The sequence below is a fragment of the Anaerofustis stercorihominis genome, assembly GCF_024623185.1.
In the GTDB taxonomy this organism is placed as follows: Bacteria; Bacillota; Clostridia; order Eubacteriales; family Anaerofustaceae; genus Anaerofustis.
On record NZ_JANJZK010000005.1, the window covers coordinates 25,894 to 47,423 of the forward strand.

At 34.7% G+C, this 21,530-nt stretch carries 23 protein-coding genes; 20 read left to right on the top strand and 3 right to left on the bottom strand.

Annotated elements, in window-relative coordinates:
• The first annotated feature begins 2 nt into the window (after window positions 1–2).
• The 5 genes from NSA01_RS04125 to NSA01_RS04145 all read left to right on the top strand — a co-directional run bounded on the left by NSA01_RS04125 (window position 3) and on the right by NSA01_RS04145 (window position 6,678).
• Window positions 3–806, top strand: coding sequence for a shikimate dehydrogenase family protein (locus tag NSA01_RS04125; protein WP_257480246.1), 804 nt, complete (start codon window positions 3–5; stop codon window positions 804–806).
• Between the two features lies 1 nt (window position 807).
• Window positions 808–1,302 (top strand): shikimate kinase, encoded by a 495-nt coding sequence (locus tag NSA01_RS04130; RefSeq protein WP_257480247.1) that lies wholly within the window; start codon window positions 808–810, stop codon window positions 1,300–1,302.
• A 254-nt stretch (window positions 1,303–1,556) separates the two neighbouring features.
• On the top strand, window positions 1,557–4,520 hold the full coding sequence (locus tag NSA01_RS04135; protein WP_257480248.1) for a vitamin B12-dependent ribonucleotide reductase: 2,964 nt from the start codon (window positions 1,557–1,559) through the stop codon (window positions 4,518–4,520).
• Between the two features lie 128 nt (window positions 4,521–4,648).
• On the top strand, window positions 4,649–5,812 hold the full coding sequence (locus NSA01_RS04140; protein ID WP_257480249.1) for a TraB/GumN family protein: 1,164 nt from the start codon (window positions 4,649–4,651) through the stop codon (window positions 5,810–5,812).
• Window positions 5,813–5,826: 14 nt separating this feature from the next.
• A complete protein-coding gene (locus tag NSA01_RS04145; RefSeq protein ID WP_257480250.1) occupies window positions 5,827–6,678 on the top strand; it encodes a prephenate dehydrogenase in 852 nt (283 codons plus the stop codon).
• Here NSA01_RS04145 and NSA01_RS04150 read toward each other — a convergent pair.
• Window positions 6,665–7,045 (bottom strand): DUF4363 family protein, encoded by a 381-nt coding sequence (locus NSA01_RS04150; protein ID WP_257480251.1) that lies wholly within the window; start codon window positions 7,043–7,045, stop codon window positions 6,665–6,667. The genes NSA01_RS04145 and NSA01_RS04150 overlap by 14 nt on opposite strands.
• The gene (locus NSA01_RS04155; RefSeq protein WP_257480252.1) at window positions 7,045–7,677 is read right to left on the bottom strand and encodes a DUF421 domain-containing protein; all 633 of its coding nucleotides are present in this window, start codon (window positions 7,675–7,677) and stop codon (window positions 7,045–7,047) included. The genes NSA01_RS04150 and NSA01_RS04155 overlap by 1 nt, the downstream gene beginning before the upstream one ends.
• Window positions 7,678–7,750: 73 nt before the next feature.
• Between NSA01_RS04155 and NSA01_RS04160 the strand changes: the two genes are divergently transcribed.
• The 11 genes from NSA01_RS04160 to NSA01_RS04210 all read left to right on the top strand — a co-directional run bounded on the left by NSA01_RS04160 (window position 7,751) and on the right by NSA01_RS04210 (window position 16,833).
• Window positions 7,751–7,957 (top strand): hypothetical protein, encoded by a 207-nt coding sequence (locus NSA01_RS04160; RefSeq protein ID WP_257480253.1) that lies wholly within the window; start codon window positions 7,751–7,753, stop codon window positions 7,955–7,957.
• A 246-nt stretch (window positions 7,958–8,203) separates the two neighbouring features.
• Window positions 8,204–8,758 (top strand): hypothetical protein, encoded by a 555-nt coding sequence (locus tag NSA01_RS04165; protein ID WP_257480254.1) that lies wholly within the window; start codon window positions 8,204–8,206, stop codon window positions 8,756–8,758.
• The gene (locus tag NSA01_RS04170) at window positions 8,755–9,558 is read left to right on the top strand and encodes a TlyA family RNA methyltransferase (RefSeq protein ID WP_257480255.1); all 804 of its coding nucleotides are present in this window, start codon (window positions 8,755–8,757) and stop codon (window positions 9,556–9,558) included. Before NSA01_RS04165 ends, NSA01_RS04170 begins: the two co-directional genes overlap by 4 nt.
• 2 nt (window positions 9,559–9,560) lie before the next feature.
• On the top strand, window positions 9,561–10,424 hold the full coding sequence (locus tag NSA01_RS04175; protein ID WP_257480256.1) for an NAD(+)/NADH kinase: 864 nt from the start codon (window positions 9,561–9,563) through the stop codon (window positions 10,422–10,424).
• A complete protein-coding gene (locus tag NSA01_RS04180) occupies window positions 10,414–10,869 on the top strand; it encodes an arginine repressor (protein ID WP_257480257.1) in 456 nt (151 codons plus the stop codon). The genes NSA01_RS04175 and NSA01_RS04180 overlap by 11 nt, the downstream gene beginning before the upstream one ends.
• A 4-nt stretch (window positions 10,870–10,873) precedes the next feature.
• Window positions 10,874–12,571, top strand: a complete 1,698-nt coding sequence (recN, locus tag NSA01_RS04185; protein ID WP_257480258.1) for a DNA repair protein RecN — start codon at window positions 10,874–10,876, stop codon at window positions 12,569–12,571.
• Between the two features lie 72 nt (window positions 12,572–12,643).
• Window positions 12,644–13,918: a SpoIVB peptidase gene (gene spoIVB / locus NSA01_RS04190; protein WP_257480259.1), complete on the top strand. Its 1,275-nt coding sequence runs from the start codon at window positions 12,644–12,646 to the stop codon at window positions 13,916–13,918.
• Window positions 13,919–13,998: 80 nt separating this feature from the next.
• Window positions 13,999–14,772 (top strand): sporulation transcription factor Spo0A, encoded by a 774-nt coding sequence (gene spo0A, locus NSA01_RS04195; RefSeq protein ID WP_007049274.1) that lies wholly within the window; start codon window positions 13,999–14,001, stop codon window positions 14,770–14,772.
• Between the two features lie 111 nt (window positions 14,773–14,883).
• Window positions 14,884–15,603, top strand: coding sequence for a GntR family transcriptional regulator (locus NSA01_RS04200; RefSeq protein WP_257480260.1), 720 nt, complete (start codon window positions 14,884–14,886; stop codon window positions 15,601–15,603).
• 13 nt (window positions 15,604–15,616) lie between these two features.
• The gene (gene deoC / locus NSA01_RS04205) at window positions 15,617–16,309 is read left to right on the top strand and encodes a deoxyribose-phosphate aldolase (RefSeq protein WP_257480261.1); all 693 of its coding nucleotides are present in this window, start codon (window positions 15,617–15,619) and stop codon (window positions 16,307–16,309) included.
• 188 nt (window positions 16,310–16,497) lie between these two features.
• Window positions 16,498–16,833, top strand: a complete 336-nt coding sequence (locus NSA01_RS04210; protein ID WP_257480262.1) for a GNAT family N-acetyltransferase — start codon at window positions 16,498–16,500, stop codon at window positions 16,831–16,833.
• A 27-nt stretch (window positions 16,834–16,860) separates the two neighbouring features.
• Here the strand turns inward: NSA01_RS04210 and NSA01_RS04215 are convergent, their stop codons facing one another.
• Window positions 16,861–17,541: an MBL fold metallo-hydrolase gene (locus tag NSA01_RS04215; protein ID WP_257480263.1), complete on the bottom strand. Its 681-nt coding sequence runs from the start codon at window positions 17,539–17,541 to the stop codon at window positions 16,861–16,863.
• A 112-nt stretch (window positions 17,542–17,653) separates the two neighbouring features.
• Here NSA01_RS04215 and NSA01_RS04220 point away from each other — a divergent pair, with 112 nt between their 5' ends.
• From NSA01_RS04220 to NSA01_RS04235, 4 genes are read left to right on the top strand one after another with little or no spacing between them, the layout of a single operon-like run.
• On the top strand, window positions 17,654–17,923 hold the full coding sequence (locus tag NSA01_RS04220) for an ACT domain-containing protein (RefSeq protein WP_257480264.1): 270 nt from the start codon (window positions 17,654–17,656) through the stop codon (window positions 17,921–17,923).
• Window positions 17,924–17,933: 10 nt separating this feature from the next.
• A complete protein-coding gene (locus NSA01_RS04225; protein ID WP_257480265.1) occupies window positions 17,934–19,286 on the top strand; it encodes a PFL family protein in 1,353 nt (450 codons plus the stop codon).
• Window positions 19,287–19,300: 14 nt separating this feature from the next.
• Window positions 19,301–20,359, top strand: a complete 1,059-nt coding sequence (locus NSA01_RS04230; RefSeq protein ID WP_257480266.1) for an alanine/ornithine racemase family PLP-dependent enzyme — start codon at window positions 19,301–19,303, stop codon at window positions 20,357–20,359.
• A complete protein-coding gene (locus tag NSA01_RS04235; protein ID WP_257480267.1) occupies window positions 20,360–21,526 on the top strand; it encodes a cysteine desulfurase family protein in 1,167 nt (388 codons plus the stop codon). It begins immediately after the preceding gene.
• Window positions 21,527–21,530: the final 4 nt, after the last annotated feature.

The window sequence follows — 21,530 nt, forward strand, 5'->3', positions numbered from 1 at the left end:
GTATGAAAAAATTCGGTTTGATAGGAGAAAAGCTTCCTCACAGCTTTTCAAAGATACTCCATAACATAGCTTTTGAAGTCTTAGATTTAGATTATGGATATGATTTATATGAGATAGATTTAAATACTGCTAAGGATATAAAGTCATTTATGATAGAAAATGAACTTGACGGGATAAATGTGACTATCCCATATAAGGAAATGGTAATGGAAAGCCTAGACCATATAAGTGAAGAGGCTGAAAAAATCGGTGCTGTCAACACTATTAAAAATGTCGGCGGTAAACTTTACGGATATAATACCGATTACTACGGATTTTTATACACTTTAAACAGTAATAATATAAATATAGATAACAAAACGGTTGTAATACTGGGCAGCGGCGGTGCAAGCAAAGCTGTCGTAGAGTGTGTAAAAGATTTGAAAGCAAAAAGTATATATCTGGTAAGCAGAAACAAAGCCGACAAAAAGACCAAAGACGGGATAGCCTTAATTGATTATAACGATTTAAAGGATATAAGAGGAGAAGTTCTTATAAATACTACTCCGGTGGGAATGTATCCAAAAACGGATTTTTCTCCGGTAGGCAAAGATATTATAAGTAACTTTAATAATGTAGTGGATGTCGTATACAATCCTCTTGAAACCAAACTTATGAAAATAGCAGACAGCTTAGGTAAAAAATCCTTTTCGGGACTTACGATGCTTATAATGCAGGGGCTTAAGTCTGAAGAAATATGGAATGATTTTAAGTTTACAGAAGAAGAAATAAATATAATAGTAAATAAAGTAAAAAAGGAAATATAGTATGAAGACGAATATTCTCTTAATCGGTATGCCAGGCTGCGGTAAAAGCAGTGTAGGGAAAGCCTTATCAAAAAGCATGGATTTAAAATATATAGATATGGATGATTATATAGAAAAAAAGACGGGAAAAGCCATAAGCGAACTTTTTGAAAAAGGTGAAGACTATTTTAGGGATATCGAAACCGAGTGTGCTAAGGAACTATCGTATAGGGAGAATATGCTTATTTCCGGCGGAGGGGGAATAATCCTAAGAAGAGAAAATATGGATTATTTAAAGAAAACTTCTACGGTCATCTTTATAAACAGAAGCGTTAAAAATTTACTTAAGTCTAAAAATCTGGGAGCTAACAGACCTTTACTTAAAGATAATGAAAACCATATATATAATTTATACAACGACAGGATAGGATTATATAAGAAGTATGCCGATATCGAAGTGGACAACAACGGATATTTTAAAAATTGTGTAGAAGAAATAATGAGAAAAATAAGATAAATTTTCGACAAAATATAATAAAATAAAAAGCATGTGTCATAATTAATACATGCTTTTTTGATATTTAATACAAATATAAATAAATATGTTTCGTTTGTATCTTAACTTGACTTAAATAGTATAATTTTGTGGTATAAAAAATATATTGAAAAAAGTAATATTAGTGATATACTAATAATTGTACCTGATTTCAGATAATATACAATATATGGTATTTTAGGTATAATAAGTATAAATAAAGGTGGAAACGGTAAATGGATAATTTGAGTATAAGTAATATTTTTACCAGACGATTTACTAAAGAATTGGAAAGAGATCCAAATAAGACGGTTTTTGACTTATTTGAATATAAAAAAGTCGACGTAGAAATATTTGATTATAAAACAAATAAAAATATATTTGAAATGAAAGATTTGGAATTCCCTGAATTCTATTCTAAGAATGCGTGTAATATAATCGCTTCCAAATATTTCAGACGTGCGGGAGTAGGTTCAAAGAACGGACACGAAACGAGCATGAAGCAAGTTGCTGACAGAATGGTCGGATTTTGGGCTGATGCACTTGTCGATGAAGGTCTTATAAGAACCAAAGAACAGTATTCCATATTCTATGATGAACTTGTTTATGCCCTTATAAATCAGATGTGGGCTCCGAACTCTCCTCAGTGGTTTAATACGGGGATAAAAAGGAATTACGGTATAGCAGGAGAAAGCGACCATTTATATTACTACGATATAAAAAGCGGGACAGTCAAAGAAAGTAAAGACAGATATACAAGGACTCAGGCTTCGGCATGCTTTATCCTCTCCATAAAAGATACTCTTCTAGGAGACAACTCTATATCAGAACAGTACATAACAGAAACGAAACTGTTTAAAGGAGGTTCAGGGGTTGGGACCAACTTCTCGAATTTAAGAGCCATAAATGAGGGGCTTTCAAGCGGAGGAAAATCTTCCGGTCTTATGAGTTTCCTTAAAGGTTTCGATAGGAATGCGGGAGCTATCAAAAGCGGCGGAACGACAAGAAGAGCCGCAAAAATGGTCATTACCGATATTGATCATCCCGAAATAGAAGACTTCATCACTTGGAAAGCGAGAGAAGAAGACAAAGTAAGAGCTCTTGGAAAAATGGGCTATGATATGTCTATGGACGGAGATGCTTATGCTACGGTCAGCGGGCAGAACGGTAATAACTCTGTAAGACTGAATAAAGAATTTATGGATAAGGTCCTCCATTTGGATGAGAACCCCGATGTGGACTTTGAACTTAAAGGCAGAGTCGACGATAGGGTAAACAGAAAAGTAAAAGTCAAAGAATTATGGGATTTAATTTGTCAGTCTACTTGGAACTGTGCAGACCCTGCGGTTCAGTTTGACGATACGTTCAATGACTGGCATACTTGTCCTGCAGGCGAAGACGGTAAAGTCGGTGCAAAACACAATAGGATAAATGCGACCAATCCATGCAGTGAATATGCTTTCTTGGATAACACCGCGTGTAATCTTGCTTCTATAAATATTTACAGATTTTTCTCAAAGGAAGAAGGGAAATTTAAATTAAATGACTATATCCACTTGATTTCATTGATCCAGCTGGTTCTTGAAGCTTCAATACATTGGGGACAGTTCCCTACAAAAGAAGTAGCAAGAAAGAGTCATTTGTTCAGAACCACAGGTTTGGGGCTTGCCAATATGGCATCGCTTCTAATGGTATTAGGATATCCTTACGACAGTGATGAAGGACGAAACCTATCGGCTTCACTATGTTCTATAATGACGGCTCAGTCTTATCTAGTCTCTTCTTTGATGGCTAAAGAAGTCGGTCCTTTCGAGAAGTTTGATATAAATAAGGAACACTTATTAAAAGTACTTAGAAATTCCGCAAGATGTTCTCTTGCCTTAGATGATAATTTTGAAGGGCTTGACTATTCTCCCGTTCGTCTCGATGAAGATTTGATGACGGAAATGGGGCTAGAAGAAGTCTTGAATGCGGGAAAAATACTTTGGATAAAAGCTATAGAAGGTGCAAATCGTTACGGTGTAAGAAATGCTCAGGTAAGCGTTATCGCTCCTACGGGAACTATTTCCTTTGCTATGGACTGCGGAGCTACCTCACTTGAACCATTCTATTCAAATGTTGTTTACAAATCACTTGCGGGCGGAGGTATGATGGAGCTGGTAAATCCTGTTTTGGAAGACGCTCTTATCAATTTGGGATATTCTTCGGAACAAGTAGAAAAAATAAAAGATTATTTGCTTGAAAAAGATGAAAACGGAATGTTCGTTCATTTTAATTTAGATAATGCTCCTTATTTGAGAGAAGAAGATAAAAAAATATTCGAAACTGCCAACGATATTTCTCCTAGCGGACATGTTCTAATGGTTGCGGCGGTAACGCCTATGATAAGCGGTTCCGTTTCAAAGACCGTTAATATGCCTGTTAACGCTACTGTTAAAGAAATAAGCGATATATATAAGCTTTCTTATATAACGGGGGTAAAAGCGATTTCCGTATACAGAGACGGGTCAAAAGCCTGCCAGCCTCTTAATACAGCCTTGAGTGAAGACAGCGACTCATTGGAAAACCTTACTTATGACGCACTTCTTGATTATGCGAGAAACTGTAAGAAAGGCAGTCTTCACAGAGTAAAACCCGACGGAATGAGGACGAGCAGGACTCATGCGGCTAAAATAGGGGATATCGAATTATATGTGACAATAGGATTTTATAAAAACGGAAAAATGTCCGAGCTATTCGTTTCAACGGATAAAGAAGGGACCGTAGTAAAAGGTCTTCTCGCTTCGCTTTCAAAATCCATATCAAATATGCTTCAGTATAATATCCCTGCAAAGGAAATTTCAAGACTACTCAGAGGTCAGCAGTTTGAACCAAGCGGATTTGTATCAAGACATCCTTATATAAAGAACGCTTCGAGTATCGCGGATTTACTAAGTAAAATAATCGATATCGAACTTGGAGATTATTCTAGAGTGCAAATCAAACCAACGGATATGGAAGAAAAACTGTACAGCGGCTCAGTTAAGAAAAATGAAGAAAAAGCAGATGAAAAAAGTGTTACTTATGATGAAATAAAGGATGATCCCGATACAGAGAGAGTATACGGAGAGGTATGCCCTGTTTGTTCTTCAACACAATTATTTACCAACGGTACATGTAAAGTGTGCAGAGAATGCGGTTCGACTACGGGATGCAGTTAAAATAAATGTAAATAAATGGTTAAACCCTTTATAAATCATTATAAAAATGGTAAAATATATGATAGTTCAAGACCCTTTAATTGATTTTAAAGGGTTTTATGTTAATCTAAGCTAGATTTGGAGGAATTATGTCTGAGACGGTAAGGAATATTACTATAAATGGCAAAGACATAACTTTGATTGGTACTGCTCATGTATCAAAGGAAAGTGCCATTCAAGTAGAAAATTTAATTAGGGAAATAAAACCCGACAATGTGTGTATAGAACTGGACGAAGGAAGATATTCTTCTCTGGAAAATAATAAATCATGGCAGGATACGGATATAGTAAATGTAATAAAGGAGAAGAAGACTACTTTACTTTTGGTAAATCTTATTTTGAGTTCTTATCAAAAGAGGATAGCGGAAAGCTTTGATATAAATTCCGGACAGGAAATGATAAATGCGATAAACGTATCCAAGGAGATAGGATGTAAACTTACTCTTGCCGACAGGGATATAAAGACTACTTTTTTAAGGATATTCAGGAAGATGTCTTTGTGGGAAAAGATGAAACTTCTGTCAGGACTTATTTTAAGTTTCTTTGAAGATGAAGAACTTACCGAAGAAGACCTTGAAAATATAAAAGAAGGGGATTTTATAGAAAATGCTTTGCTTGAAATCAGCGAAGATTTCCCCGATTTAAAGACTTACCTCGTAGATGAGAGAGATCAGTATCTGTCACAAAAGATAAAAAATGCCGAGGGAGAAAGAGTGGTCGCTGTTGTCGGAGCCGCACATATGAACGGGATAATAAAAAATATCGAAAAAGATATTGATTTAAGTGAAATAGATACCATACCAAAAGGCGGCAAAGCAGGAAAAATAATCGGTTTTGGCATACCTATATTAATACTTGCTATGATATTCGTAAGTTTCTTTAAAAGTATTTCAACGGGAATGTCGCAAATAGTAAGCTGGGTATTATTCAACGGTACTTTAAGTGCTCTTGGTGTAGTTCTTGCTCTTGGAAGTATCCCTTCTATTATAACGGCGTTTATTGCAGCGCCTTTTACTTCTCTTAATCCTCTTCTTGCGGCAGGCTGGTTTGCGGGGCTTGTGGAAGCTCATATAAGAAAACCTAAGGTATCCGACTTCGAAAGTTTGAGCAGTGATTTGGAGAGTTTCAGAGGCTTATGGAAAAATAGGATAACTAAGATATTATTAGTCGTAACTTTCGCAAATTTAGGGAGTATGATAGGGACTTTTGTTGCGGGAGCCGATATTTTTAAAAGTTTTCTGAGTATATTTTAATTAAGGAGTTTTATATGAATATAGCGGTAATAGGACTTGGACTTATAGGTGCGTCTTTTGCAAAAGGGATAAAACAGCATACGAATAATAAAGTATTTGGGTTTGATATAAATAACGAAACGCTGACAAAGGCAAAAAGGGACGGGACTATCGATGATATCGTCCTTATGAATAACATGAGAGACTACGATATGGTAATCGTTGCTCTTTATCCGGTAAATACAATCGAAGTCTGCAAAGACGTTCTTAAAACGATGAAAAAGGGTTCCACCTTAGTTGATTTGTGTGGGATAAAGGGCAGTATCATAGACGAAATAGAACCTGTAGCACTAAAAGCCGAAGTCGATTATATCGGGACTCATCCGATGGCGGGAAGAGAGCTTTGGGGATATGATGCGGCAGTCAATGATTTATTCAAAGGTGCAAGTTTTATAATTACAAAGACGGAAAATACCAATATGGAAAAAGTAGAAATGCTGAGAGATTTAGCGGAGGAGATGTTATTTAAAGAAAGTGTCATCACAACTCCAAAAGAGCACGATAAGATAATCGCTTTTACTTCTCAGCTTGCTCATGTTGTAAGCAACGCTTATGTAAAAAGCCCTTCTTTACTTGAAGAAAAAGGCTTTTCCGCGGGTAGTTTTCTTGATCTGACCAGGGTAGCAAAGCTTAATGAATACATGTGGAGCGAACTCTTTATAATGAATAAAGAACCTTTGTTATTTGAAGTGGAGAATATAATAAAGGAACTTGAAAAGTATAAAGCTGCTCTCGAAAATGACGATATCCAATACATGGAAGAGTTACTTAAGGAAGGTCGTATTTTAAAGGAAAAAAGTAATTTAGTTCATTCTAAAAAATGTTGACTATGTTGACTTTTTCTCTTTCGTAAACATTATTTACATTGTATTTAAGAGTATTCAAAGAAGCTATAAGGTCACTTTCAGCTTCTTTTTTTAAATATGCTTCGCTTTGTCTCATAGAAATATCTACGTTGTCTATTTCCTGGTGATTGATTATTATATACCAAATTTTTTTACTTTTTTCCGATTTGCTCTTTAACTGTTGAAATTCTTTTTCTGCTTTTTTAAAGTCTTTTTTATCCGCGTGTGATATGATTTTATCGATACTTGAATCTATATCGCTGACGCTTGTCCTGATAAAATTATAACAAAAAATATTTAGTCCGAGTAAGACCGCAAGCAGTAATGCCGCAAAACTGAATGATCTCATTATTTTAATTTATCCTTTCTTATAATATAAAGTACGTTATCATAAACATAAGCCCAAAAAACATCTTTGTCCTCTTTTATATCTCGTTTTTTAAGTTCTTCCGTAAGTCTTTCATCTGTATAACCTACAAGTTTAAAACTTTCGTACATCCTCTTTCCGTATTTTATTAGACTTACCGGGATACCGTTGTCCATTTTCTTTATAAAACTCGACTGTCCGTTTGATTCCAATATCAAATATGAAACCTCATTTAAATCTACGATATCATTATTTCTAAGCTGTTCGCATAAGTCGTCAATACCGATAAGCATTTTTGACATTTGCTTTTGCATTATATCTCCGTCGTAAATCAAATACTCAGGCTTACCGCAGATGAATGCTCTAAGCTTTTCGTTTTTATAAGTTATAAAAGAAATCAAAGTCTGAAGGAACACGAGTACCACGAGGGGGATTATACCGTTTAAAAGCGGTACATTTACATCTCCTATGGGCTGAGTTACTATATCCGCTATCATTATCGTTATTACTAGTTCAAAGGGCTGAAATTCACTTATTTGTCTTTTCCCCAGAAATCTAATGGCGAAAAGGACCGAGAAGTAAATCACACTTGCTCTGATAAAACAAATTAACATAATTAAAACCTTTCTTTTTTTTTAGTTTTAGTATATGATATAAATGAATTTTTATAACATGGAGAGTATAAATATGAGCGGTTTTTTAGAAAGTTTATCAAAAATAATTAATATAATAAATCCCGTTTTATTATTTGTCGTTTTTATTTCCATTATTTCTTTTTTAAGTTATTTAAGAGTAAAAATTGACGGATTTTTCGGCGATATAAAAGATATTTCAAAAAATCTGGAAAGAATGGCGGATAATGACAAGAATAATACAGAGGGATTTTACAGATAAATGAATGAAAAATAATATGTCGATTTATGGTCAGAAAAGCCGTTTTAAAGGGGATTTAACCCTATAAAAATGGACTTGATGATGTATTTATGATATACTATATGATGATATTATAAAAATAATAAATACTACATCTTGTGATTATTTACATCAAATTGACCTGTTTTTGATATAGAATTGTCCATTTGAATATAAGTATTAAAAAAATGTAAAAATATGCTATAATATAGTGAAATTGGAGGAAAGATGTCAAAAGATAAAAAAAATGAAGGCAGGAGCTGGGCAATAAAGATAACCTTTTTGACCTTCGGCTTATCAATGGCCTTTAATGTTATAAGCGAAACACTTGTGGGGAATGCAGGTTTGGTGGGTGCTTTATTCGTTCTAGTAGCCATTATTGCTATAGGTATCATATGCGATATGGTCGGTACAGCCGTTACAACAGAGGGGGTGGCACCTTTCAATGCAATGGCGGCAAATAAAGTAAAGGGAGCAAGAAAAGCAGTGGATTTGGTTTCCAAGGCCTCTCAGGTTTCAAATATCTGTAACGATGTTATCGGTGATATCTGCGGTATCATCAGTGGTGCTACGGTTGCCATTATAATAGTAAAAATAGCTGCAATTTATAATTTATCGGAGACTTTTGTCATAAGCATAATCTTAAACGGTGTCGTTGCGGCGCTTACCGTAGGGGGAAAAGCTCTCGGTAAACATATCGCAATGGCGAATTCCACGGAAATAGTAAGAAAGGCTGCTGTCTTTGTAGAACTGTTTTCATTCAAAAGGAGAAGCGAAAAATGAAAAGCAAAGAAAGATTAGACGTTCTCTTGTTTGAAAGCGGTATGGCTGAAAGCAGAGAGAAAGCTAAGAGGCTAATAATGGCAGGTGTGGTTTTCGTAAATGACCAAAGAGTAGATAAAGCGGGGACTAAAGTTGACATATATTCCAATATAATAATAAAAGGAAACGATAACCCCTTTGTAAGCAGAGGAGGTTTTAAGCTTGATAAGGCACTTAAAGTATTTGGTGCCGACGTAACTGATAAAATTTGTATGGATGTGGGAGCTTCCAGCGGAGGATTTACCGACTGTCTGCTTCAAAACGGAGCAAAGAAAGTTTATAGCATTGATGTCGGTTATGGACAGTTTGCCTATAAACTGAGACAGGATGAGAGAGTAGTCTGCTTGGAGAAGACGAATTTCAGAAATATGGAATTTGAAAAAGTAGGAGAATTGGTAGATGCAGCCGTAATGGACGTATCATTTATCTCTATTTTAAAACTTGCGGACAACTTATTAAATTTCCTAAAAGATGATGGATTTTATATCTGTCTGATAAAACCGCAGTTTGAAGCGGGAAAAGATTTGGTAGGAAACGGTATTATAAAAGATAAAAATATCCATAAAAAAGTAGTTAAAGATGTGATATACGGACTTAAAGATAAAGGTTTATATGTAGAAAAATTGGATTATTCTCCGATAAAAGGTCCCAAAGGGAACAGAGAATTTATTGCATATGTAACCAAGAATGAAGATAATATAATTGATATAGAAACGACTGTAGAAAAATGTGTTGAAGATGCACATAAGGAGCTTAAGTGATAATGAAAGAAAGATATGTTGGAATAATAACTAATAATAAAAAAGACAGATATTTGACCTTCACAAAGCAAATAGTACATTACCTATATGAAAAAGGTATACATATATACTTGGAAGAACCTTTGAATGACCCTGATAAAGATAATTTCTCCATATTGAATCAAGAAAATATCAAAGATGTGGAATTTTTAATTATTATCGGAGGAGACGGAACTATTTTAAAGGCTCTTTCTCAGGTGGGGAAATATGAAAAACCTATACTTGGTATAAACTTCGGTACCGTTGGATTTCTTGCCAATGTAGAAAAAAATCAATGGAAAGAATATATAGATAAGGCTATAGACGGAAATTATACCCTTGATGACAGGATGCTTCTAGATGTATACGATAAAAATGGTATGAAACTCGGTTTTGCTCTAAATGATACCGTACTGTTCAGAAAAAATCATTACGGGGTTGCGGAATATAAAGTATTTATAAATGACGAAGTATTTGCGGATTATCTTGCGGACGGAGTTATAATTGCAGGACCTACGGGCTCTACAGCCTATAACCTTTCAAGCGGAGGACCTGTCGTAAATCCAAACTGTGATTTATTTATTATAAATCCTATTTGTCCTCATACGTTGAACAACACAAGTATTATAGTGAATTCCAAAGATGTTGTTAAAATAAAATTTAATCCGAAGATAACCAGTGTGTTCATAGATAGCTTCGAACCTGAAATATCGGATAATGAAATAATCGTTAAGAAGAGCGATATGAAAGCACATTTCATAAGATTTGACGATTATAACTTTTATTCTTTACTTGTAAATAAAATTAAAAATCCTATAGCGGAAGGAGATTTGGATAATGAAGATTGACAGACATTCTAAGATTTTAGAAATTTTAAATAAATACGAAGTTGAAACTCAGGAAGATTTGACGGAGCACTTGAGAGAAGCCGGCATAAACGTGACTCAAGCAACAGTTTCAAGGGACATCAGACAGATGAAACTTGTCAAAGTAATGACTAAAAGCGGAAAATACAAATACGCCGCTTATTCAAATCAGAGTTCCGAACTTGATGACAGGATAGTAAATGTATTCCGTGAAGCGGTCTTGACTATAGATTACGCGGCTAATTTCGTATGTTTGCATACCATAACAGGAATGGCTCAGGCTGCGGGAGTTGCTATAGACGCACTTAAATTGAATGAGGTAATAGGGACCGTTGCAGGGGATGATACACTATTTATTTTAGTCAGAACGGAAGATAACGCAAAGGCACTTGTTAAAAAGTTTGAATCATTATTAAAGAAAGGATAGAAATATGCTTTTATCACTTAATATAAATAACTATGCGATCATAGATAAATTAAGTATTGATTTTGACGAAGGACTCAATATCATAACCGGGGAAACCGGTGCCGGTAAATCAATTATCATAGGAGCCCTTTCCCTTGTTCTCGGAGAACATGCAAGACTTGAAAATATCAGGACGGGACAGGATAAAGCTAATATCCAAGCACTTTTTACCGTTGATGATAACAGTTTGGAGCTTAAAAATATTTTGGACGACCTTTCTATCGACTACAGCGACGGTACACTTATTTTAAACAGAGAGATATCATCAAAGGGAAGGAATATATGCAGAGTCAATAACTCCCTTGTAAATGTTTCTACCCTCAAAGAAATAGGTACACATCTAATCGATATCCACGGTCAGCATGAACATCAAAAACTACTAAATCAGCATACTCATTTATCTTTTCTTGATGCTTACGGAAATAATTTAATAAACGATGATCTTGAAAATGTCGAAAGGTCTTATTTTGAATATAAAAAGGCAGAAAAAGAGTTTAAAAATATAAAAAGCAAAGCAAAAGAAAATGAAGATAATTTGGGTTTGCTTACAAGACAGTTTAAAGAAATAGACGAAGTAGAGTTGGAAATCGGAGAAGACGAAGCTTTGTCAAAAAGAGAAAAGCTTCTTCTAAATTCTCAAAATATCTACAATTATATCGATGGTGCTTATTCTCTTCTTTATAAAGGAGAAAATAATGTTTCAATCAATCTTGCCGAAGCGGAGAAGATGTTTTCGGAAGTCGAAAGGTTTGATGACAGCGTGAAAGAAAGCATAGAAATGCTCTCAGAAGGGAAAACTTTGATAGATGAAGTCATATTCTTCTTGAGGGACTACAGGGATTCTATAACCTTTAATCCGTCAGAACTCAATGACATAGAAAGTAAACTCAATAAAATCAATAATTTAAAGAAAAAATATGGTTCTACCATTGAAGAAATCTTGGAGTATAAGGAAAATATAAGCGAAGAATTGGAGCTTATAAATAATTATGACGAAAAGATTACATTATTAGAAAAAGATTTAAAAGAAAAAAGGGAGACTTATCTCGATAATTCTTATATTTTAAGGGATAAGAGAAAAAAAATCGCAAAAGATTTTTGTGAAAAAATCAGTAAAAACCTCGAACTTCTGTCGATGAAAGGGACTGTCTTTACAGCTCAGTTTAAAGATTTGACGGAAAATGAGAGTTTTAATAAAAAAGGCATTGACGATATTACATTTTTAATATCAACAAACAAAGGGGAGAGCTTGAAACCTATCAGTAAAATTGCATCGGGAGGTGAAATATCGAGAATAATGCTTTCTTTCAAGAGGATATTATCAGAAAGTGATAATATCGACTCATTGATATTTGATGAAATAGACACAGGGATAAGCGGACAGACCGCACTTGTAGTAGCGAAGCAGATGTGGGAGCTTTCCAAAAATCATCAAATCATGGCAATAACACATCTTCCGCAGATAGCTGCAATGGGAGATACCAATTATTTCATAAAAAAAGAAATAAAAGGGGAAAAAACATATACTTCATTTGAGAGATTGAATGAAGAAGAGAAAGTAAATGAGTTGGTTAGGATAATAAGCGGAGAAAGTATCAGTGATAATGCGTTCATGTATGCAAAGGACATGCTTGATAACGCAAAAAAATCAAAAAAACAGTAATCACTTTTAAAGTTTGTTTATATTTTTCCTTTCATTGGGGAAAATAGAGAAAAAACAAACGAGGTATAAAAAGTGAATGCAGTAAAAAAGAAAAGAATTCTTTTTGGATTTTTATCATTAATATTAATAATATCAGCTTATATTCTTTATCTTAATTTTTCGACAAAGGAAATAACTGTTTTATCCAGCCAAACAACGAGCGTTTCTTTAAATTTACCTAAAAACTGCAGTATTCAAAATGAAAACGAAGATTTAAAGGTAAACGGTAAGAGTGAAAAAAACTATAATGTAGATAATGACAAAATAGATGTTTATTCTTCCTCCACAGGTAAATATAAATTAAAGGCGAAGCTGTTTGGAATAGTTCCAATAAATAATTATAACATAAACGTATACCCCAATGTAAAACTTCATCCGTCGGGGAATTTGGTCGGTGTCAGCATGAACACAAAAGGCGCTATAGCCGTTCAGTTCCAGTCTATTATAGATGTAAACGACAATGAAGTTTGTCCCGCAAAAGATGCGGGAATAAAAATGGGAGATATCATTGTAAAAATAAACGATAAAAAAGTTTATAACGCAAAAGAGGTTATAAGCGAGCTGAATAAACTAAATCATAAAGATTTATCTATGGTCATAAAGAGAGAGAATACCGAAGAGACCATTAAAATCACACCTGTAAAGGCTAAGAAAGACAATAAATATAAAATCGGTCTGTGGGTACGTGACAGCGTTGCGGGGATTGGGACTCTTACTTGCTATAATGAAGATAAATCAAGATTTGTTGCTTTGGGACACAGTATCAATGATGTTGATACCGGGATAATCATGCCGGTCAAAAACGGAAACGTGATTGAAAGTGAGCTTATCAGTATCGTCAAAGGGAAAAGAAATGCTCCCGGCGAACTCAGAGGTGTACTTAAAGCAGATAAAAAAGATATTATCGGGTCTATTCATTTAAACAATGATTACGGACTTTACGGAGATGTTACAAAAAAAGTTACTACAAGTAACGCTTTGGACATAGCCCTGCAGGATAAAATAAAAGAAGGAAAAGCTCAGATATTGACTACCATTGATAGCAGCGGACCTAGATTATTTGATATAAAAATTAAAAAAACTTACAAACAAACCAAAAAAAATACCAAAAGCATGCTTATAGAAGTAACCGATAAGGAACTTTTAAGTAAGACCGGAGGTATCGTTCAAGGAATGAGCGGAAGCCCTATAATCCAGGACGGTAAGCTTGTCGGCGCGGTTACACATGTTTTCATTTCCGATCCCACAAAAGGTTATGGAATATATATAGAATGGCTTTTAGAAGATTTATTAGCTAAACAAAATTAGACAAACTTTGCATATAAATTGTAGTAATCTTTAAAAGAAATTAAAATTAAACAAAATAATATTTATTCAGGAGGAGAAATATGGTATACAAAGTTGCAATAGCAGATGATAATGAAAAATTTGCCTTGGCTGTTAAAAACCATTTTGAAGAAAAAGAAAATTACAACGTTGTGGGCGTAGTAGGTAACGGAAAGGATCTTATAGATGTGGTTGAAAAAGAAAGACCCGACATCTTACTGGTAGATACTATCATGCCTATGCTTGACGGTATTGGAGTTTTAGAAAAATTAAACAAGAAAAATATGAAGGATTATTCACCTCATGTTGTTATGATGTCTGCAGTGGGAGGAGAATCTTTTACCAGACAAACAGTAAATTTAGGAGCGGATTATTATTTCTTAAAACCGTTTGACTTAGGGGAACTATCCAGAGAAATCGATGCATATTTTTCTCCTGATGTTTTAGATACACCTAAAAAAGGACAGCAGAAAAAAGATAAAAATTATCAGGTAGCCGTGACTTCTATCTTACATGAAGTCGGAGTACCTGCACATATCAAAGGTTATATATATTTAAGAGAAGCTATCAAACTTGTTATCGACGATGTTGAATTGCTCGGAGGTATCACAAAAACTCTTTATCCAATGATTGCAGAAAAGTATAATACAACTCCAAGCAGAGTTGAAAGAGCAATCAGACATGCAATCGAAGTTGCATGGAACAGAGGTAAAGTAGAAACAATAGATAAGATATTCGGATATACTATCGACCAAAACAAAGGAAAACCTACAAATTCGGAATTTATTGCTATGGTTGCCGATAAAATGAGACTGGATATCGGACAATACGCTTAAGTATGAATATTAAATCAAATAATTTAGAGTGATAATGATGTTTATCACTCTTTTTTATTGATTTAAATACGTTTTTATATTAGAATAGAGTTAACAGTAGGGGGTAAAGAAATGGACAAAGTATACCAATACAGTAAATTATATACATATTTCAAAGAAAAAATTGAAAACGGATATTATAAACCGGGAGATTTGATACCCCCGGAACCCGAGATAGAAAAGATGTTCAACGTCAGCAGGACTACGGTAAGAAAGGCAGTTGACCTACTTTCACGCGAAGGGTTTTTAAAGGCTCAGCAGGGTAAAGGTACCGTTGTAACGGACAATAAAACAATGCAGAGTTTAAATCACGTTACATCCGTATCGGAAACATTGAGACACAAAGGTTATGATGTTAAGCCTAAAAATATTTTTATAGATACTGTTGCGGCAGATGACTTTATAAGTGACAGGCTTGGGATAGAAAACGGTACGACTATTATAAGGATCCAGAGGATACAGCTTGCGAACGGAGTGCCTATAGCTATAGTAAAGAATTACCTAAGAAAAGAAGATGTTCCCGATATCATGAAGAGACAGGATGAAATATATTCTCTTTACGCTTTTTTGGAAAGGGAATATGGAATAAATTTCGATTCTGCGACCGAACTTATATCGGCAAAAAACGCTACTTTCGAGGAAAGTCAAATGCTCAATGTTCCCGTGGGCAATGCACTCATTGAACTTAAGAGGACTTGCTATATGGGCGATAACCCTATATGTATAGACCACTCTAAGATAGTCGGAAGTAAATATGAACTTGAAATAGAAATGGTAGGAAGAGAAAAATAAAGGGGTAAATCAAATGAGAGAATATAAAGACCTTGAAAATCTAAGCAGGATGATTGATATAAGTGCGGTCAGGACCGATGTAACGATAAACGAAATCGATAATTTGGTTGAAATGGCTAAAAAATATGATTTCATAGCAGCATTCGTTATGCCCGTATTTGAAGAGTATCTTGCAGAGAAATTAAAAGAAGTGCCTAATACAAAGCTGGGTATTGCAGTTGGTTTCCCTTCCGGTGCAGAACCTACAAAGATGAAGATAATAGGTGTCGAAGACGGACATAAGCTAGGTGCTGACGAATTTGATATGGTAATAAATGTGGGAGCTTTAAAATCGGGAATGTACGATGTCGTTTCCGACGATATAAAAGCGGTGGTTGACGCAGCTGACGGTAAGCCTGTAAAATCAATACTGGAAATTGCATATTTAACGGACGACGAAATAAAAAGAGCCAGCGAAATTGCCGTTAAAAGCGGGGTTACATACGTTAAAACCGGTACCGGCTGGGCAGATAAACCTACAACGGTGGAAACTATCAAACTTATAAAATCCGTAGTGGGTAACGACGCAAAGATAAAGGCTGCGGGCGGAGTAAGAAGCTTGGATAGCGTTTACGACATGATAGACGCAGGCTGTTCAAGATTTGGAATAGGTCTTACTTCTGCGGTAAAAATCATGGAAGACGCATATAAAATACTTGGTAAATAAATTTAAGCGGGGTATATCCTCGCTTTTTTATATTAAGTAGGTTAAAGAAAAATATAAGTATGAAAAACATAATAGTAAAAAACGAGAGACTTGATATAGTCCCTCTTGAAATCGATGAACTTAAAATCATGTATAAAAATGAAAAAATAATGTAATGAAATTAGGCATATAAAGAAATGATAACCAATATGGAAAAACTTAATGGTTTTGAAGAGTGGGGTACTAACTGGGAAATCAAATTAAAATCGAGTGTGACCATAGGAGGTCTTTGTTTTAAGTGTAAACCTGATAATGAAGGTAGTGTAGAAATCGGATATGGGATTAATGAAGACTATCAACATCATGGATATGCCACCGAAGTGGTAAAAGGTATTACCGAGTGGGCATTAAAACAAAATGGTGTTAAATGTGTTTGTGCTCAAACCAACGAAGAAAACGTAATATCTAAAAAGGTATTAACGGGTAACGGGTTTGTTTATGAGGGACATGGGGACGAGGGAATTTTATTTAAGAAAATACTATAAAACAAAAAGCACAATTAGTTGTGCTTTTTAAATACTAAATATTTGATTTTCTTCTTCTATTATATGGATATGAACATTTTTGAATTTTTCTATTACCTGCTCTAAATCCTTTATATATCTGTAGTTTCCGCCAAAGTGCATTGGAAATACTTCTTTAGAGGCGATATTTTCAAGGAAGAAGTTTATGGCAAGAATTGAATTTTCGCCCAGCCTTCTGTCTACCGGGACGAAAGCAAGGTCAAGCTTCTTACCGTCAAGGACATTTTTTAATTTGAGTATTTCTTTTTCGTAATCAACCGCTTCTTTTTCCTGGGTTTCTTTATCGTCGTTTTCCCAGTGCCACCAATTCAAATCACCACTGTGGAAAATAAGCTTCCCGTCAGCTTCTATCAAATAGCTTACTCCGAGGTCGGTCGAACCAAAGGTTTCGATTTTTATGTCACCTACTCTCAATTTTTCATATGGCTTTACAAAATAAATTTTATTTTTACGGTCGTGTTCTTTTACTTTTATATCATCGCTAAGTATCACTGTTTCCTTTTCCAAAATAAATTTATTGTAATGGTCCATATGAGAATGGGTCGCAAAATATAATTCTTTCTTGTTGTTTTTATTTTCTACTTCTGTTTTATGCATGCTGTCTATTACTAAAATATACTTATGGGTTTCAATTATAAATCCGCTGTTATATAGATATTTTACTTTCATTTTTTTGCCTCCTTATAACTAAATTATATCAAACAATGCTTTTAATATAAAGCTAAATATGGTAATATATAATTTAGTTTAAAACAAAAAAATACATAACTCGGAGGAGAATATGAAAGCAATTATTACTGTAATAGGAAAAGATAAAACAGGTATCATTTATAATGTTTCAAAAGTGCTAAGCGAACTTAAAGTAAACATTGAAGATATCTCTCAAACCGTTATGCAGGATTATTTTACAATGCTGATGCTCGTTACTATAGATGAAGAAAAAACTGCATTTAAATCTTTAAAGGAAGAACTAGATAAGACTGCAGAAGAAGTTGGGTTATCGATAAGACTTCAAAAAGAAGAATTATTTGATACCATGCATAAGATTTAAGGAGTGAGTTATGATATACAAAGACGTACTTGATACTATTAAAATGCTGGAAGTCGAAAATTTGGATATAAGAACTACTACTCTCGGTATTTCTTTGCTTGACTGCTTCGATTCCGATTATAAAAAAGCTACTAAGAAAATATATGATAAGATTACCACATTAGCCAAAGATTTGGTTAAAACAGCCGATACCGTTGCGGACGAATATGGGATACCTATCGTAAATAAAAGGATTTCCGTAACTCCGATAGCTCTTGCCTGTGCAAATAATGTAGATGAATGGATAGAATATGCAAAGGCACTTGATAATGCGGCAAAAGAAGTTGGCGTTGATATCATCGGAGGATATTCCGCTCTTGTTCAAAAAGGATGTACAAAAAGCGACGAAAGCTTTTTGGAGTCTATCCCTTATGCTCTTACGGAAACTACGAATATGTGTTCAAGTGTAAACCTCGGAAGCACAAAATCCGGTATTAATTTCAATGCGGTCAAGAAAATGGGACCGCTTATCAAAAAGGCTGCGTATTTAAGCAGAGATGACAATTCCTTCGGTTGTGCAAAATTTGTAGTGTTTGCAAATGCCGTTGAAGATAATCCGTTTATGGCAGGCGCTTTCCATGGTGTGGGAGAAGCGGAAAAAGTCATAAACGTTGGTGTAAGCGGACCGGGCGTTGTTAAGACTGCTCTTGAAGGCATGAAAGGTGCTACTGTAGATGAAATAGCTGAAACTATCAAGAGGACTGCTTTTAAAATAACCAGAGCCGGTTCTTTGATAGGTCATGAAGTCAGCAAGCGTCTGGATGTTCCTTTCGGGATACTTGATTTATCTTTAGCACCTACTCCTGCTATAGGAGACAGTGTTGCTGAGATACTTGAAGTAATGGGGCTTGAAAGATGCGGTGCTCATGGAAGTACGGCTGCTCTTGCAATGCTTACCGACGCAGTGAAAAAAGGCGGTATCATGGCTTCAAGTCATGTTGGAGGTCTATCGGGAGCTTTCATTCCCGTAAGTGAAGACAATAGGATGATAGCCGCAGTGGAAGACGGATGTCTTAAATTCGATAAACTGGAAGCTATGACAAGCGTATGTTCGGTAGGTCTTGATATGATAGCTATCCCTTGGGATACTCCGGAAGATACAATTTCCGCTATGATTGCCGATGAAGCGGCAATAGGAGTAATAAATAATAAAACCACAGCCGTAAGGGTCGTACCCGTTTACGGTAAAAAAGTCGGCGATAAAGTAGATTGGGGCGGACTTTTCGGTTCTGCACCTATAATGGAAGTAAACAGCTTCAGCAGCGGTGACTTCATACAAAGGGGCGGAAGGATACCTGCTCCCGTGCATTCATTTAAAAACTAATAAGGATAAAAATCATGAAACCTACATTAAAAATCAACTTAAATAAAATATACGATAATGCAAAGATCGTAAAGAATACTTTAGATAAATATAACGTAGATATAACTTCTGTTACAAAGCTTCACTGCTGTAATCCCGTTATCGTTGATACTTTAATGCAGGCAGGGATAAATAAGTTCGGTGATTCAAGGATAGATAATCTTAAAAATATAAAAGATATCGACGCTGAAAAATGGCTTATGAGGCTTCCTAGTATTTCAGAAGCCGAAGAAGTCGTAAGGTACAGCGATATATCTCTAAACAGTGAATATGAAACAGTCGAAGCTCTTAATGAAGAAGCTAAAATACAAAACAAAGTTCATGATATTCTTCTTATGTTCGACGTTGGAGATTTAAGAGAAGGATATTTTGATAAAAAAGATATAGTCGACAGTGCTAAAAGAATAAAAAACTTGACTAATATTAAACTCAGAGGAGTAGCCACAAATCTTACCTGTTACGGGGGAGTGCTTCCCGATGAAAACAACCTTACAAATCTGGTAAAAGTAAACGAGCTTCTGGAAGATAAGTTAAATACCAAGCTGGATATAGTTTCTGGAGGTAACTCTACAAGCTATACACTGTTCAGAGAAGATAATCCCGTTAAAGGTGTAACCAATATCAGGATAGGTGATACCATTTTATTTGGCAGGGACTGTACTTACAGAAGTCATATCGAAGGAATGAATAAAGACGCTTTTATAATAAAAGCAGAAATAATAGAAATAAAAGAAAAACCATCTATACCAATCGGTAAAAGAGGCTTTTCGGCTCTTAATTCAAAGCCTGAGTTCATAGATGAAGGTATGAGAAAGAGAGCGATATTATCCGTAGGGAAGCAGGATATAGATATGGATATGTTCCCTTTGGATAAGGATACAAAAATCCTCGGAGGAAGCAGTGACCATCTTATAATAGACATCACAGACAGCAGTAAAGATTATAAAATCGGAGATACTTTTGAACTTTATATGTATTATACTGCGGCTTTAAGGGCTTTTACTTCAAAATATGTGGTTAAGGAGTTTATTTAAATGGAAGAAATCTATTTTGATAATGCCGCTACTACTATTTGTTATGAAGAAGTGTCAAAAGAAGTCAGTAAATACTTTTTGGAAGAATACGCAAATCCTTCCGCTGTACATAAAAAAGGGTTTGAAGCGGGGAAGATACTTAAAGAAACAAAAGATAATCTTTTAAAATTGCTTGGTATCGACGGTAAAAGAAGAGTAATCTTTACCTCCGGTGCAAGCGAATCGGTCAATCTTGCAGTAAAAGGAACTTTGGCTAAATATAAAAATCTTGAAGATGTCAATATAATAACCACCAATATTGAGCATCCCTGTGTAACGAACACATTTAGATATTTTGAAAGCTTGAATGTAACTACGAAATATATTACAGTCAATGAATTCGGTGTAGTAAATATCGATGAACTGATTAATAATATTGACGAGCATACCAAACTTGTGAGCATTATTTATGTAAATAATGAGTTCGGTGTGGTTCAGGATATAGAAAGTATAATAAAAAAAATAAAAGAAAAGAATGAAAATGTTTTAGTACATATAGACGCAACACAGGCTGTGGGAAAAGTGGACTTACATTTAAAAGAAGCTGATATGATTTCTTTGAGTGCTCATAAATTCCATGGTCCGAAGGGTGTCGGTGCACTTGTACTCAAAGAAAACATTACTCTTACTCCTCTTATTCACGGCGGAGGACAGCAGGAAAGCTTCAGGAGCGGGACGGTAAATACTCCTTTGATTGCGGGATTTAACGAAGCAATCAAAATTACGAATAAAAATTATAAAGAAAATAAAAATATTTATAAAGAATTATTTGAATATGCGGTCAAAAAACTAAATGATAATATTAAAGATTTTCAAATAAACACTCCTTACGAAAAAGCAGATATATCTTATCATATTTTAAATGTAAGTTTTAAGGGTATAAAAGGAGAAGTACTTCTTCATATGCTGGAGGAATACAACATTTACGTTTCGGTATCCAGTGCATGCTCCGCAAGGAACAGCAGTGTAAACACTATCTTACAGGCAATAGGAGTGGAAGATGAACTTATTAAGGGAACTATAAGGATAAGTTTCAGTGAATTTAATACAAAAGAAGAAATAGATTATTTCATAGAAAAATTAAAAGAATGTATAAATAGATTAAATCTTTTAAATAAATATAAGTAGGGAT

What these genes read in the sequence shown, in the direction of transcription:
- NSA01_RS04125 (WP_257480246.1), top strand. Translation starts at nt 3, where the DNA reads ATGAAAAAATTCGGTTTGATAGGAGAAAAGCTTCCTCACAGCTTTTCA.
- NSA01_RS04130 (WP_257480247.1), top strand. Translation starts at nt 808, where the DNA reads ATGAAGACGAATATTCTCTTAATCGGTATGCCAGGCTGCGGTAAAAGC.
- NSA01_RS04135 (WP_257480248.1), top strand. Translation starts at nt 1,557, where the DNA reads ATGGATAATTTGAGTATAAGTAATATTTTTACCAGACGATTTACTAAA.
- NSA01_RS04140 (WP_257480249.1), top strand. Translation starts at nt 4,649, where the DNA reads ATGTCTGAGACGGTAAGGAATATTACTATAAATGGCAAAGACATAACT.
- NSA01_RS04145 (WP_257480250.1), top strand. Translation starts at nt 5,827, where the DNA reads ATGAATATAGCGGTAATAGGACTTGGACTTATAGGTGCGTCTTTTGCA.
- NSA01_RS04150 (WP_257480251.1), bottom strand. Translation starts at nt 7,045, where the DNA reads ATGAGATCATTCAGTTTTGCGGCATTACTGCTTGCGGTCTTACTCGGA.
- NSA01_RS04155 (WP_257480252.1), bottom strand. Translation starts at nt 7,677, where the DNA reads ATGTTAATTTGTTTTATCAGAGCAAGTGTGATTTACTTCTCGGTCCTT.
- NSA01_RS04160 (WP_257480253.1), top strand. Translation starts at nt 7,751, where the DNA reads ATGAGCGGTTTTTTAGAAAGTTTATCAAAAATAATTAATATAATAAAT.
- NSA01_RS04165 (WP_257480254.1), top strand. Translation starts at nt 8,204, where the DNA reads ATGTCAAAAGATAAAAAAAATGAAGGCAGGAGCTGGGCAATAAAGATA.
- NSA01_RS04170 (WP_257480255.1), top strand. Translation starts at nt 8,755, where the DNA reads ATGAAAAGCAAAGAAAGATTAGACGTTCTCTTGTTTGAAAGCGGTATG.
- NSA01_RS04175 (WP_257480256.1), top strand. Translation starts at nt 9,561, where the DNA reads ATGAAAGAAAGATATGTTGGAATAATAACTAATAATAAAAAAGACAGA.
- NSA01_RS04180 (WP_257480257.1), top strand. Translation starts at nt 10,414, where the DNA reads ATGAAGATTGACAGACATTCTAAGATTTTAGAAATTTTAAATAAATAC.
- recN (WP_257480258.1), top strand. Translation starts at nt 10,874, where the DNA reads ATGCTTTTATCACTTAATATAAATAACTATGCGATCATAGATAAATTA.
- spo0A (WP_007049274.1), top strand. Translation starts at nt 13,999, where the DNA reads ATGGTATACAAAGTTGCAATAGCAGATGATAATGAAAAATTTGCCTTG.
- NSA01_RS04200 (WP_257480260.1), top strand. Translation starts at nt 14,884, where the DNA reads ATGGACAAAGTATACCAATACAGTAAATTATATACATATTTCAAAGAA.
- deoC (WP_257480261.1), top strand. Translation starts at nt 15,617, where the DNA reads ATGAGAGAATATAAAGACCTTGAAAATCTAAGCAGGATGATTGATATA.
- NSA01_RS04210 (WP_257480262.1), top strand. Translation starts at nt 16,498, where the DNA reads ATGGAAAAACTTAATGGTTTTGAAGAGTGGGGTACTAACTGGGAAATC.
- NSA01_RS04215 (WP_257480263.1), bottom strand. Translation starts at nt 17,541, where the DNA reads ATGAAAGTAAAATATCTATATAACAGCGGATTTATAATTGAAACCCAT.
- NSA01_RS04220 (WP_257480264.1), top strand. Translation starts at nt 17,654, where the DNA reads ATGAAAGCAATTATTACTGTAATAGGAAAAGATAAAACAGGTATCATT.
- NSA01_RS04225 (WP_257480265.1), top strand. Translation starts at nt 17,934, where the DNA reads ATGATATACAAAGACGTACTTGATACTATTAAAATGCTGGAAGTCGAA.
- NSA01_RS04230 (WP_257480266.1), top strand. Translation starts at nt 19,301, where the DNA reads ATGAAACCTACATTAAAAATCAACTTAAATAAAATATACGATAATGCA.
- NSA01_RS04235 (WP_257480267.1), top strand. Translation starts at nt 20,360, where the DNA reads ATGGAAGAAATCTATTTTGATAATGCCGCTACTACTATTTGTTATGAA.